The organism is Frankia sp. CeRuru1 (assembly GCF_977966315.1).
This window is the reverse complement of sequence record NZ_CDWWEW010000109.1, coordinates 1-12539: the sequence shown is the minus strand read 5'-3', so window position 1 is coordinate 12539 and position 12539 is coordinate 1. Positions and strand designations below refer to the sequence as shown.

Below are 12539 nucleotides of genomic sequence, written 5' to 3'. Positions count from 1 at the left end.
CGTCGGCCCCGCGCAGCTGGGCGACGGCATGACCCACCACCCCGGCCAGCACGCCCAGCCCGTCGCGTACCCCACCGGTCGAGCCGGGAAGGTTCACCACCAGGGTGGCGGCGACGGTTCCGACGAGCCCGCGGGAGAGCACCGCCGCCGGCACGGTCTCCCGACCCGCCGCGCGCAGCGCCTCGGCAAGTCCGGGCACGGCCCGCTCGATCACCTCGCGCGTCGCCTCGGGGGTGACGTCGCGGGGACCGAGGCCGGTGCCACCGGTGCTCACCACCAGATCCACGCCGTCGGCGACGGCGGACCGCAGCGCCACGACGATCTCATCCCGCTCGTCCGGGACGATCGTCGCCGCGCCCACCTCGAAACCGAGTTCGACGAGCCCGGCGACGAGCAACGGGCCCGACCGGTCGGCATAGATCCCTCGGTACGCCCGGTCGGAGACGGTGATGACCCGGGCCCGGGCACCCGCGGGAAGGTGGCGCATGCCACTCATTCCGCGGACCCCGCGCCCGGCGGGGGGGCGGCAGGCCAGTCTCCGGAGCGTCCCCCGGTCTTCGCGATCACTCGCACCCCGGTCAGCTCCGCGGCGGGATCCACCGCCTTGACCATGTCGTGCAGCGTGAGCCCGGCGACGGCGACGGCGGTCAGCGCCTCCATCTCGACGCCGGTCCGGTCCGCCGTCCGGACGGTGGCCGTGATCGCCACACCGTCGTCCCGTACGTCCAGCTCGACCGTGACGCCGGAGATCGCGATGGGATGGCAGAGCGGAACGAGATCAGGCGTGCGCTTGGCCCCCATGATCCCCGCGACCCGGGCGACTGCGAGGGCGTCGCCCTTCGGTACCCCCTGCCCGCGCAGCAGCGCCACGACCTCGGGAATGACCCGCAGCATCCCGGTGGCGGTCGCGGTACGGGCAGTGACGTCCTTCGCCGACACGTCGACCATGCGGGCCGCGCCGCGGTCGTCGACGTGGGTGAGCCGGGCGGCGGTCACCAGGGCACCGATCCGGCGGCCCGGGCCGCGGCCGCGTCCCCCCGGCCGGCTTCAGCCCGCGAGCCGAGGTCCGGGGAAGCCAGGTCCGGGGCATCGACGTCCGCAGTGTCCGCAACCGCCCAGGCCATGCCGGAGAGAATGGCCCTCAATCCGTCCGGGAGCAACAACGCCGGCAGCCGGCTGCCCGCCGACACCTCGGTAACCTCCTCAGGGATGATCAGCAGCGCCTGCGCTCCCGCCAGCGAGGTGAGCTGATGTGACCCCTGCCCGCCGGCCAGATGGGCGACGGTGGCGGGTTCCAGGCGCCCGCCGTCCCCGCTCCGCTCCAGCCCCACCCGCAGGAAGGACCTCTTCCCGAGCGGGGAACGCAGGTCGGATCCGACGGTCACGACAATCCTCGGGAGCCCGGTGCCGGCGAGACCGCGCATCCGTTGCAGGGCCGGGCGGACGAACAGCTCGAACGAGACGAGGGCGCTGACCGGGTTCCCCGGCAACGTGAAGACCGGCACACCGTCGACCAGGCCGAAACCCTGCGGCTTGCCCGGCTGCATCGCGACCCGGTCGAACCGGACGGTCCCGGTCCGCGCGAGCACCTCCTTGACGACGTCGTACGCCCCGACGCTGACGCCACCGGTCGTCACCACGGCATCCACGTCGGGAAGCACCCCGTGCAGGGCGGCGGCGAAGGCGTCCGGCTCGTCGGGCACCCCGGCCAGGCGGCGTACCACTGCGCCGGCCTCCCGTGCCGCGGCGGCGATGCCATGGCTGTTCGAGTCGACGATCTGCCCGGCGCCCAGCGGTGTACCGACCTCGACGAGCTCGGTCCCGGTGGACAGCACCGCCACCCGCGGCCGGGGATGCACCGGCGGGCGGGCCACGTTGACCGCGGCGAGCAGGCTGATCTGCGCGGACCCGATGATCGTCCCGGCGGGGAGCACCAGGGCGCCCGGGGCGACGTCCTCCCCCGTCCGGCGGATGTGCAGGCCACGGCGCGGCGCCCGCTGGACCGCGACGGTCTGGCAGCCACCGTCGGTCCACTCGAGCTGGACGACCGTATCCGCTCCCGGGGGCAGCGGGGCCCCGGTCATGATGCGTACCGCGGCGCCGGGGACCAGCGCGGCCGGCGAACCCGGACCCGCGGGGACGTCGCCGATGACCGGCAGGGAGACGGGAGTGGCCGCCGACGCCTCGGCCACGTCGGCGGCCCGGACGGCGTACCCGTCCATGGCCGAGTTGTCGAACCCGGGAAGCGCGACCGTCGCCCGGACGTCCGCGGCGAGCACGCATCCGTGCGCCTCGTCCAGCCTGGCCTGCCGAGCGCGGGTCGGCCGCACCGTCGCCAGGATCCGCTCGAGGTGTTCATCCACCGAAGTCATGGGCGCCCGTCCATTTCTCTGCCCTTCGATGCACCACCCGTCGCGCGCCGGGTCCGGCATCACCCAGGCTACGGCCGTCGAAGCCCGGGCACCTCTTACCCGCAGTTACCTTCGGGTACCTCCAGCGGTCGGGACGGGGCGCATCCGCTCCGGGCCTCCCGGTCCGAACGGCGTGCCGCGACCGCCGGGCGCTGGCCGGTTCCAGGAGCGTTCCGGTCCTTGCCGGAGTCGTCGCCGGAGCCGTCAAGGCCTACCCGAAGAGAAGCCAGCACATCCCAAGACCCTCAAGCGATGAAGCGGATAAATTTGAAAAATATGGATAAATTAGGATAATGCTGCCTTCGGGCCGCCGGACGCGACATACTCCTCGATCCACGGGTACAGCTCGGGGCCAAGGTCGGCGCGCTCGCACGCGAGCCGGATGACGGCCTTCAGGTAGTCCACCCGGTCGCCGGTGTCGTACCGCCGACCCGTGAAGATCACCCCGTGCACGGGCTCAGCGGCAGTGTCGCTGTCGGTGTCCCCCGCGGCACCGGCCGGTTCGACCGCCCGTAGCGCCAGGATCCGCAGGGCGTCGGTGAGCTGGATCTCCCCGCCCCGTCCCGGCTCGGTCCGCCGCAGGACATCGAAGATCGTCGGCGAGAGGATGTACCGCCCGATGATCGCCAGATTGCTCGGAGCCTGCGCGACCGGTGGCTTCTCGACCAGGTCACGGATCCGCACGATCCCGTACCGGTCGTCGGTACCGGTGCCGGTACCAGTGCCGATGGACTCCACCGTGGCGACGCCGTAGAGGGAGACCTGGTCCTCGGGCACCTCCATCAGGGCGATGACGCTGCCCCCGAAGCGGCGCTGCACGGCAAGCATCTCCTCGAGCAGCAGGTCCCGCTCGTCGATGAGATCGTCACCGAGGAGGACGGCGAACGGCTCGTTCCCCACGTGCGCCGCCGCGCAGAGCACGGCATGACCGAGCCCACGCGGCGACTGCTGGCGGACCGAGTGGACCTCGGCCAGTTCCGCCGACGCCCGGACCCGACGGAGACGAAGATCGTCGCCCTTCCGTTCGAGGGCCGCCTCGATGTCCGCCTCACGATCGAAATGATCCTCGATCGCCTTTTTCGTGCGGCTTGTGACAAGCAGGACATCACGCAGACCGGCGCGGGACGCCTCCTCGACGACGTATTCGATAGCCGGCCTGTCGACGACCGGCAGCATCTCCTTGGGGACGGCCTTCGTCGCCGGCAGGAAGCGGGTCCCCAGACCCGCGGCTGGAATTACCGCCTTCGTTACTGGCATAGCCGAAACCTTAGTCGGGTCCGTGGCCACGGGCACCGCCCACGGCCCCGGCACAGGCAATGCACAGCTCACGGCGGCCGCCGGTCCCGCCCGCCGCTCGCCCGGACGTGCGCCGCGGGTCCGAGAACGAGCCCGCGGCACCTCATGCCACCCGATCCACCACCGACAACACCCCTACCAGTAACTGGCAACACCTCTACCAACCGACAACATCACTACTAGTGACTATAAATACCACAATTTGTAACCTGAGAACCCTCCACCCAACATCACGCCCACGTTCACGTGTCGTATGCTGCGGCAACCCGCCCGCTGGCGGCCAACCTGCGGGAGGCTGTCAGTGTGCAGTGGAATGACCGGCCTCCGGATGATCTCAACGAAGAGCTCACCGTCGAGCTGACGATCCGTCCGCATCCCGGACCGGTGTCCGAACTCGGGAGTCGGCCAGCGGACCCGGGGCGTGCCCGCCCCCGTCACGGCGGTGTCGACCGAACCCCCGGCGGCCGCCCCGAGGCCGGCGAGGCCAAGGCTCGCCTGCGGGCCCGGCTGCTGATACAGCGCCGCGCATCCGCGGCCCTACGTCGGAGCTCGCTGTCCAGGTCGGATGCGTCCCGACTGGCCAACCGCATCCAGCGGCTGCCCGAGGTGGAGGCCGCGCGGTGCGTGGCGGCGTATGTGGGGCTGCCCGGCGAGCCGGACACCGCCGAGCTGCTTGATCGACTGCTGGCTCGCGGGGTGCGGGTGCTGTTGCCCGCCCTGCGCGCCGATCTCGATCTGGACTTCCGGGAGCACGTCGGAACACTGGTGCCTGGCGCGCTGGGTACCCGCGAACCACCGGCGGCGGCACCCCGCGGGGTTCTCGCCGAGGCCGACGTGGTGATCATCCCGGCGCTCGCGGTCGACCGGGCGGGCCGGCGTCTGGGGCACGGTGGGGGCTCCTATGACCGGGTGCTGGCCCGGGTGGGCGCCGACGTTCCGGTGATCGCCGTCCTGCACGACCAAGAGGTTCTGGATGAGGTCCCCACGGAGTCCCACGATCACAACGTAAAGATCATCATCACGCCGAGTCGTACGCTACGGTGCGAACCAACCGACGGCACCGGGGAACATCTCGGGCCCTCTACAAGCTAAAGTTGGCAGTCTCCACGTCAGAGTGCCAACTCCGGGAGGAGCACGTGCCTACCTACCAGTACCGCTGCACCGACTGCGGGCGTGACCTTGAGGTCGTACAGAGCTTCAGCGACGTATCACTGACGGAGTGCCCAGCCTGCGCCGGGCGACTTCGTAAAGTGTTCGGTTCGGTGGGCGTGGTGTTCAAGGGCAGCGGCTTCTACAAGAACGACAGCCGGTCCAACTCCTCCGGCGGGTCCGCGCAGCACCGTCCCAAGGACATCGGTGACGCCACGGCCACGAGCAGCGGCAGCGAGGCGACATCCGGAGGGAGCACCAACAGCTCCGCCAGCTCGGACTCGTCGTCCTCGACCTCGTCGGGCGGCACCGCCACGGCTTCCTCGACGACGTCGACTCCGGCCTCCAGCACCGCGGCGGCCTGACCAGCCGCTGGATCCGCCCAAGGCGTCCGGGCGTCTCGGCCTGGACGCCTTGGGCATGCCCGGGCACGGAGTACCCAGCTCCTCCCCGCCGCGGCTCACCCACCGACCCCCGGATGCGGTGACCGGGAGATGCCGGAGAGGGTTTCCAGATCTTGCGTCACACCATGGCCTTGGAAGCCATCTCTTCATGCCCGGCTACAGCCAGCTCAGAGTTCGGACTTACTCATCTAACGGAAGCCCTTCCGCCCCACTGGCGGCGATTTCTGGCCGCCCTGGACCGGCCGCGCCACCGGACGGCCCGGAGCCCTGGTGCCGGCCAGATCTGACCTGATGCGGTGACCTCGGCCGATGGCCGGGACGCCTACTGTTTGCGCCGCCGATAGTGCTCCACGATCCAGGCGTCTACCTCTCGCTTGCGCCAAACCCGGGTGCCTTTGGCACCGCTACCCATCGGCGCGTTGATGACCTGCAAGGGCGCCGGAAACCGGGAGTCCTTGCGTGTCCAGTAGTCCACCGCCTGGCGAGTGATCTTGAGTTGGAACGCGATGTCCCCGATGCCGACCAACTGCTCACCGTCGTCCACGCGGAACATCGTAACCACTTTGCTCTTCCTCAAGAACCTCGCTAGGGTCTAATTTGCTGAGCAGCAAATAGACGGAGGAGGAAACCATGCCCCCCACCCCTCGCCGCCTGGATGAGGTCCGGGCCCTGTTAGACCGGGACGAGGACTACGACGAAGATCCGGTCGGCGATCCACCGATCACGGTGCGCCGCTACCGGGCGTCGATACGGGCGGTTCTGGCCGCCCGGGTGCCGGAGCCCGGGATACTTGCTTCTGCCTGGTCCCAGCGGGAGACGGATGCCTTCCTGGCGGGAAGTCGAGCGACCCTGCGCCTAGTCGTCGAGATAATCGGGCACGCCTTGGCGGCGGCACCCAGTCGAGACGGCAGCGGCGGCGTAGATTGACCGGCGGCGAGCGGGCGGCCGAGCGGCCGGGTGGCCGCCCGCTCGGGTAGCATGCCGGCGGCCATCGGGAGTAATAAGCACACTCCGGGCAGCCCGCCGAACAACGGCCGGCCCTAACCCGTACCCGGCCGGAGTCCGATCCGGCATCCAATCCTGCAAACGATTCACCCGAAGCACTGTCGGGATCGCGACACCAGACCGCGACAGCAGACCGTATCCCGCGCCGGAACCTCGGTTGCGAACAATCTGCGCCACACGAGGGGAAGATCATGGGCGCTACAGAGCCGCGCGACGACGAGCTGTTCGACGACGAACGCGAGATCGGTTGGGGTGACGAGTCATTGTCCGAGGACGAGGACCCGGACATCGAACGGCTCCTCGCCGATCTTCCACCGCACCACGTCGACCGCTGATCCGGCGGCGAACCCACTCGTCACCACCAACCCCCGCCACCAGGGCGAGAAAGTGCACCACTCGGCACTTTCCAGGCGCAATTATGAGGCGCCGGGTGCGGTTTGCCCGGAATGATCCGTGCCGGGTACCCGTCCAGCGGGGCGGCATCTGCGCAGTTAGGCAGGACGTGGACGGGCAACCCGAACCTGTCCTGGAGGACCCGCGCCACTGATACCGCACGGGCGGAGAATTCTCACCCACGGTGATGATCGTGGTACCTGTCACCGCCGGGAGGAGCATCGGTTCGAATTCCAGTCAGCGGTTGGCGCCGCTATCTCACCGAATCCCAATCCGACGACCGGCACCGGCCCGGGTACCGTAGGGGGGTACCCGGACGGGAAGGCGCGATGGATGCACGGCTACACCAACACCAAGGACGATTACACCGCTCGGCTTCGCCGCATCGAAGGCCAGGTCCGGGGGCTACAGCGCATGATTGCCGAGGACAAGTACTGTATCGACATCCTCACCCAGGTCTCGGCGGCGACCCGGGCGTTGCAGTCGGTCGCCCTCGGGCTCCTCGAGGACCATCTGGCGCACTGCGTGACGCACGCCGCCGCCGAGGGCGGTCCGGTGGCCGACGAGAAGATCCGGGAGGCGTCGGCCGCGATCGCGCGGCTCGTTCGGTCCTGACTACGGCGGTTCTGGTGAAGGCGGTTCCGGTAAGACGACGGACATCGCTCTCGAGGTTCGTCGAGGTCCCGGGGTCGGGTGCTGCGCCGGTCATCCTCGCCTGTTCACCGTCACGGAATATGCCTCCTGGATCTCGCAGGTTACGCCAGATGCCGGCCCCGGACCGGGCCGTCCGGATGGCGTCGGCCGGGTAGCGTCGGCCGGGTGACGAGCGAGACCGACGGCACCGCGGTGCCCGCCGACGGTGCGGTCGACCGCACCGCGTCGGTGCAACGGATCTGGCTGGACGACCGGTCCTGGGCCGACGTCACGCGCGGATGGCTACGCGGCGCCGACCAGCTATACGAGACCCTGCATGCCGAGATCCCCTGGCGACAGGGAACCATGTGGCGTTACGAACGCCACGTCACCGAACCACGGATGAGCGCCTGGATCCCGCGGGGTCAGCCGGTCGCCTTTCCCGCCCTGCTCGACGCCTACCGGACCCTGCGGCGGACCTACGGCGTGGAGTTCGACGGCTTTGGCCTGTCGCTGTACCGGGACGGAGCCGACGGCGTCGCCTTCCACCGGGACCGCGAGATGCGCTGGCTCGACGACACGGTGATCGCCATCCTCACCCTCGGTGCCCGGCGACCGTTCCTGATCAAGTCCCGCCACCTGCCGCCCGGCCGACGGATCCTCGACGACCCGGAGGCATCCGGCGCTCGCGACCTCTCCCCGGCCGGCGGTGATCTGATCGTGCTGGGAGGTCGGGCCCAGGCCGACTGGCTGCACGCGGTGCCCAGGGTCCGGGAGCACGTCGCCGGACGCATCTCGGTCCAGTGGCGATGGACGTCCCGGACGGGCCGCCCGGAACAGGGCCCCGGTTACGGCGCCGCGCGCCACTTCTCGCGATAGCCGGCCGGGTCAGTCACAGGGCGGGTCGTAGCGCCGGTGACCGAGGTAGGTCCGCCACTGCTCCCGATTGATGCGGCCCTCGGCCCTGGCACAGATCTCGTCCTCGGCCGCGAGCAGGTCGAGCTGCCAGAGACGGACGGCGTCACCGGCCACGCCGGCGAGGACGCCCTCATGTCCCAGAGGTCCGAAGACCGTCGCCGTCGGCGCGGTGCCGACCGGCAGGGTGGCCCGCTGCACCGGCCGGGACGGTGAGCGCATGTCCCAGAGGGTCACCTGACCGGCCGGGGTACTGACAGCGAGGACCCGCCCGTCGGCGGAGAGCGCGATCGAACCGGCCTGGCCCGGTCGGCTCGCGATGGCGGTGAGGCGGTGCAGTCCCCGGGGGCTGTCCAGCCCATAGATCTCCGTCAACGAGCCGCCGTCGGAGGTACTCGCCACAGCGAGCCACCGGCCGTCCGGGCTGGCGAGGAGCTTGCGGACAGTGGCGGCCGCGGTCAGGTGGGCCCGGCGGCGCGGTTGCCCGGCAGCGGTCACATCCCAGACGGAGAGATGGCCTGCCCCCCCGACGGCGAGCGAGTCGCCGTCGGGCGTGAAGGCGAGGCTGGTGACCTCCGCCGGCTGGGGCAGTTCGGCGAGGGCGCGAGGATTCCGCGGGTGGCTGATGTCCCAGAGACGGACGACGCGATCGGCACCCGCCGAGGCCAGGGTCCGGCCATCCGCGCTCACCGCGACGCTCGCCACCGTACCCGTGTGTCCCCGCAACTCGGCGAGCAGACTCACTCGCTGACCGATTTTGATCGCCGACTGAAGGTCACCGTCGTCCGTGAGCCCGGGCTGGGCCAGCCGCCATAACCGGATCACCCGGTCCGTCCCCGCCGTCACCATGGTCGTGGACGCCCGCACCCCCATGGCTGGACCGGATGCGGGTACCAGCGCGACGGCGAGCAGGCCCTTCACCATTGCCGCCGGGGCGATCCCGGCCGCGAGGGGGCTGCGATCTCCCGTGGCTGCGGCCACCGCGGGCAGGTCGGTAACGTGACGCACCCGGCCAGGACCGATGATGCTCCACACCGACCCGCCGAAGTCACCGATGATAATTAGATATCGACCATCCGGGGTGATCAGCAGATCGCGGATCGCTCCCGTCGCCGGCCCGATCTGCCGGACGCTCGCATTGACCAGCGCCTCCGCCGCGGCCGAGGTCGGAGCCGTGCGGTAGGCCGAGACGGCGAGTTGACCGGCGAGATCCGGTTCCCGGTCGAGAAGGCGCATCGCGCCACGGGCCGCCTCGCGCGACGTGGCCGCCGCGCTGCGCTCCCGCAGCGTATCGACGATCACAACGGTCGGGAGGACGAGCACCGAGGCCGCCACGCCAATCGAGAGCACGCGTCGGAGCCACCCGCGGTCCAGGTGATCCCGCGGTGACGATGATGACGATAAGGCGGAGACGTTCCCGGTTTTCTCCTGGACGTGGCTTGCGCGCGCGCTCGCGGCCGCGGTGGGCTGTGGGGCAGGCGCACCGGCCACGGAGGCCGACGGACCGGGAGACGACGGACGCATCCGCGGCTCTGCTCCGGTACGGACGGCGCTGAGGGCGACCGCGGCGGCCGGCGGGACGGCCGTGATCTCCGCGGCCGGCCCGGCCCCACGCACCGCCCTGGTCTCGAGCACGGCCTCAGTCTCGGCCTCGAGCACGGCCTCGGCCTCGGTCTCGATCTCGGTCTCGATCTCGATCTCGGTCTCGGTCTCAAGCACGATCTCGAGGCCGTGTATGGCACCGATGGCAGGGGCAGCGAGGTCGCTCGTGCCTACGACCTCCGGTTTCGACTCGGACTCGGCCGCCCGCCTCGTCCGCACCGGGACCGGCGTCTCGATGACACCCGCCGGCAGGGCGAGACGCCGGGTGGGCTCGACCGCAGGCTCCGCCTCGCTGCTTCGTGTCGGATGGGCCACCAGCTGTTCGAGCAGTTCGGCCGCGGCCGGCCGGCGCTTCGGGTCCTTGCGCATCGCCGCCGCGACCAGCTCGCGCAGCTCCGGACTGAACACGGACAGGTCGGGTTCCGCGTAGACGGCCCGCTGCAGCAGGACCCGGGGCGTTCCGGCACCGAATGGCGGCCGGCCGGTCACGGCGAATAACAGCACGCTGCCCCAGGTAAAGACATCCGATGCGACGGTGGCGGTCTGTCCGAGAACCTGTTCGGGCGTTATGAACGCAAGTGTGCCGATACCGGACGGCGGTCCGCCCGGATTATTCATGCTTACCGCATTCATCGCTCGGAAGAGCCCGAAGTCAATCAGCCGCAGCCTCCGCTCGGAAAGAACCACATTGATAGGCTTCAGATCGCCGAGGAAAATTTCCGATTCGTGCAGTGCGGCCAGAGCCGTCGCCAGCCCGACGGCGAGCCGGTGGGTGTCCGGTCCGGACAACGCTCCGCCGTCGGCGACGGTTGCGGCGAGAGTCGGGGCGTCGATGAACTCCGCGACGACGTAGGGGGGGCGAGCGCCCGTGTCGAGGTCGAGGATGGCGGCGAGGCAGGACGGCGCCAACCGGCGGATGTTGTCGAGGTCGACGCGCAGGCGCCGACGGAACTCTGTGTCCCGCCCGAAGGGCGCGGTGATCGTCTTGACGAGGACCGGACGCGCCTCGCCGTTACGTGCAAGAAACACCGGTCCTGTCCTGGCGTCGACCAGCTTCCGTTCAACTGTATACGGACCGATAGCCTGGAGATCAGTCCCAGTGAGCCCAGGGAGGTTGCGCCGGGATATCGCCATATGACGAAACCTCCTACGACTACACAAACCGGCCGTGCCGGCACGGCGGCGGATCTGGTCGACAAATTCATGTTATCGGCGCGGGCCATGGGCCGGGCGCCCCCTTGTAGTGGTCGAGCAGCCGCACCCACGCCATCCCGCATAATGCTGGCGGGAGGCCGGATGCCCGCCGGCGGGCGCCGGCCGGCGCCGTGGACGATCAGGCGTTCGTCGGCCGAGCGAAGGGCTGCAACCGAGCGACGAGTCCGCGGACCTCGGCCCCGGCCGCCGCGAGGGTCTCCTCGGCGGAGCTGCGACCGCTGCCCTCCAACAGGACGTCCAACGCGATCAGCCGCTCCGCGATCTCCGTCATCAAATCAAAGTCGCGAACACGCTGGTGGACCAGCTCGGCCAGCCGCTCGTTCTTCTCGAACAGCTCGACGAAGACGCTGACCTTGGCCCGGAGCAACCAGGGGTCGAAAGGCTTCGCGATGTAGTCGACCGCGCCGACAGCGTAGCCGCGGAACGCGTGGTGCGGCTCGCGGTCGATCGCCGTCAGAAAGATGATCGGAGTGTCTCGGGTACGCCCCCGCTGCTTGATCCGGTGCGCTGTCTCGAAACCGTCCATCCCCGGCATCTGGACGTCCAGCAGGATCACCGCGAAGTCGTCCACCAGAAGACGCTTGAGAGCTTCCTCACCCGACGACGCCGTGACGAGATCCTGATCCAGCGAGGCGAGAATCGCCTCCAAGGCCATCAGGTTGTCCGCTCGATCGTCGACCAGCAGGATCTTGCTGCGGGGCCGTTCCGTGCTCGGCCCACCTTCGCCGTCGACGGAACCGCCGGTCCGCTCGGTCACCCGCCTGCCTCCTCCTTCGCGATCGCCCTACCGACCCGTGGTGGGCGTCGCCACCCCTCCACGATCACTGATCGCTCCCGACGGCATCTCACCGCCCCACCGATAGCCACCCGATGCGCACCATACGCGATCTGATCAATACAGATACGACCGCATCACCCCGAGGAGATGGTCCAGATCCACGGGCTTGGTGATGTAGTCGGTGGCCCCGGCGGTGATGCTCTTCTCCCGGTCTCCCGGCATGGCCTTGGCAGTCAGCACCAAGATCGGCAGATCCGCGAACGCCGGCATGTCACGGATCATCGAGGTCGTTTCATTGCCGTCCATGCCCGGCAACATCACATCCATCAGCACGAGGTGCACGGGCGGGGTGTCCTGCTGCAGCATACGGATCGCATCATGACCGTTGTCGGCGTAGAGGACCCGCATTCCGTACATCTCCAGCGCACTGGTGAGCGCGAAGACGTTGCGGACGTCGTCGTCGACGACCAGCACCGTGGCACCGACCAGGGGATCGGATCCTTCCGATCCCTCGGTCAGCGGGCGGCTGGCGGACTCGGTGGACTCGGTGGACTCGGTGGACTCGGTGAGGAACGGAGTCCCCACCGTGACGGGCTCGCTCGGCCGCCAGCCCGAGGTGAAGGCCGCCGAGCCCTCCGCCGGCCCGCCGGCCGCGGCGGACCAGTGGGCGCTGCCGATTCCACCCGTGCCCCCGTGCCCGGCGGTTCCCCCCGCGCCGGACCCGGAACGGGTCGGGGA

The 12539-nt window shown here is 69.9% G+C and carries 14 protein-coding genes and 1 pseudogene; 6 read left to right on the top strand and 9 right to left on the bottom strand.

Annotated elements, in window-relative coordinates; all coding sequences use genetic code 11:
- The 4 genes from AC08OP_RS10470 to AC08OP_RS10455 all read right to left on the bottom strand — a co-directional run.
- A partial coding sequence (locus AC08OP_RS10470; RefSeq protein ID WP_476614012.1) for a MogA/MoaB family molybdenum cofactor biosynthesis protein occupies positions 1-496 on the bottom strand: 496 nt, incomplete at its 3' end.
- Entirely contained in the window at positions 493-996 is a 504-nt protein-coding gene (gene moaC, locus AC08OP_RS10465) for a cyclic pyranopterin monophosphate synthase MoaC (RefSeq protein WP_462203809.1), read from the bottom strand. The genes moaC and AC08OP_RS10470, both read right to left, overlap by 4 nt.
- Entirely contained in the window at positions 993-2372 is a 1380-nt protein-coding gene (gene glp / locus AC08OP_RS10460; RefSeq protein WP_476614011.1) for a molybdotransferase-like divisome protein Glp, read from the bottom strand. Before glp ends, moaC begins: the two co-directional genes overlap by 4 nt.
- 324 nt (positions 2373-2696) lie before the next feature.
- The gene (locus tag AC08OP_RS10455; protein WP_476614010.1) at positions 2697-3668 is read right to left on the bottom strand and encodes a UTP--glucose-1-phosphate uridylyltransferase; all 972 of its coding nucleotides are present in this window, start codon (positions 3666-3668) and stop codon (positions 2697-2699) included.
- Between the two features lie 285 nt (positions 3669-3953).
- On the opposite strand from AC08OP_RS10455, the gene AC08OP_RS10450 reads away from it, so the two are divergent.
- Together AC08OP_RS10450 and AC08OP_RS10445 are read left to right on the top strand one after the other, a co-directional pair.
- Complete coding sequence (locus tag AC08OP_RS10450; RefSeq protein WP_476614009.1) at positions 3954-4799, top strand: 5-formyltetrahydrofolate cyclo-ligase; 846 nt, start codon at positions 3954-3956, stop codon at positions 4797-4799.
- Positions 4748-4936: pseudogene (locus AC08OP_RS10445) on the top strand (FmdB family zinc ribbon protein); the annotation flags it as partial. The gene AC08OP_RS10450 and the pseudogene AC08OP_RS10445, both read left to right, overlap by 52 nt.
- 62 nt (positions 4937-4998) lie before the next feature.
- On the opposite strand, the gene AC08OP_RS10440 reads toward AC08OP_RS10445, so the two are convergent.
- Positions 4999-5208, bottom strand: a complete 210-nt coding sequence (locus AC08OP_RS10440; protein WP_476614008.1) for a hypothetical protein — start codon at positions 5206-5208, stop codon at positions 4999-5001.
- A gap of 374 nt (positions 5209-5582) precedes the next feature.
- The gene (locus AC08OP_RS10435; RefSeq protein WP_173645797.1) at positions 5583-5813 is read right to left on the bottom strand and encodes a hypothetical protein; all 231 of its coding nucleotides are present in this window, start codon (positions 5811-5813) and stop codon (positions 5583-5585) included.
- Positions 5814-5890: 77 nt separating this feature from the next.
- Between AC08OP_RS10435 and AC08OP_RS10430 the strand changes: the two genes are divergently transcribed.
- The 4 genes from AC08OP_RS10430 to AC08OP_RS10415 all read left to right on the top strand — a co-directional run bounded on the left by AC08OP_RS10430 (position 5891) and on the right by AC08OP_RS10415 (position 8170).
- Positions 5891-6187, top strand: coding sequence for a hypothetical protein (locus tag AC08OP_RS10430; RefSeq protein WP_476614007.1), 297 nt, complete (start codon positions 5891-5893; stop codon positions 6185-6187).
- 269 nt (positions 6188-6456) lie between these two features.
- Complete coding sequence (locus AC08OP_RS10425; RefSeq protein WP_476614006.1) at positions 6457-6600, top strand: hypothetical protein; 144 nt, start codon at positions 6457-6459, stop codon at positions 6598-6600.
- A gap of 391 nt (positions 6601-6991) precedes the next feature.
- Positions 6992-7273, top strand: coding sequence for a metal-sensitive transcriptional regulator (locus tag AC08OP_RS10420; protein ID WP_462187547.1), 282 nt, complete (start codon positions 6992-6994; stop codon positions 7271-7273).
- Positions 7274-7477: 204 nt separating this feature from the next.
- A complete protein-coding gene (locus tag AC08OP_RS10415) occupies positions 7478-8170 on the top strand; it encodes an alpha-ketoglutarate-dependent dioxygenase AlkB (RefSeq protein ID WP_462187546.1) in 693 nt (230 codons plus the stop codon).
- Between the two features lie 9 nt (positions 8171-8179).
- Here AC08OP_RS10415 and AC08OP_RS10410 read toward each other — a convergent pair whose 3' ends face one another.
- From AC08OP_RS10410 to AC08OP_RS10400, 3 genes are all read right to left on the bottom strand, one after another.
- Positions 8180-10837, bottom strand: a complete 2658-nt coding sequence (locus AC08OP_RS10410; protein ID WP_476614005.1) for a WD40 repeat domain-containing serine/threonine protein kinase — start codon at positions 10835-10837, stop codon at positions 8180-8182.
- A 304-nt stretch (positions 10838-11141) separates the two neighbouring features.
- Positions 11142-11780 carry a response regulator gene (locus AC08OP_RS10405; RefSeq protein WP_476614004.1) on the bottom strand — a complete coding sequence of 213 codons (639 nt, stop codon included), beginning with the start codon at positions 11778-11780 and terminating at the stop codon, positions 11142-11144.
- A 135-nt stretch (positions 11781-11915) separates the two neighbouring features.
- Positions 11916-12539: response regulator (locus tag AC08OP_RS10400; RefSeq protein WP_476614003.1), on the bottom strand; the 624-nt coding region annotated here is incomplete at its 5' end.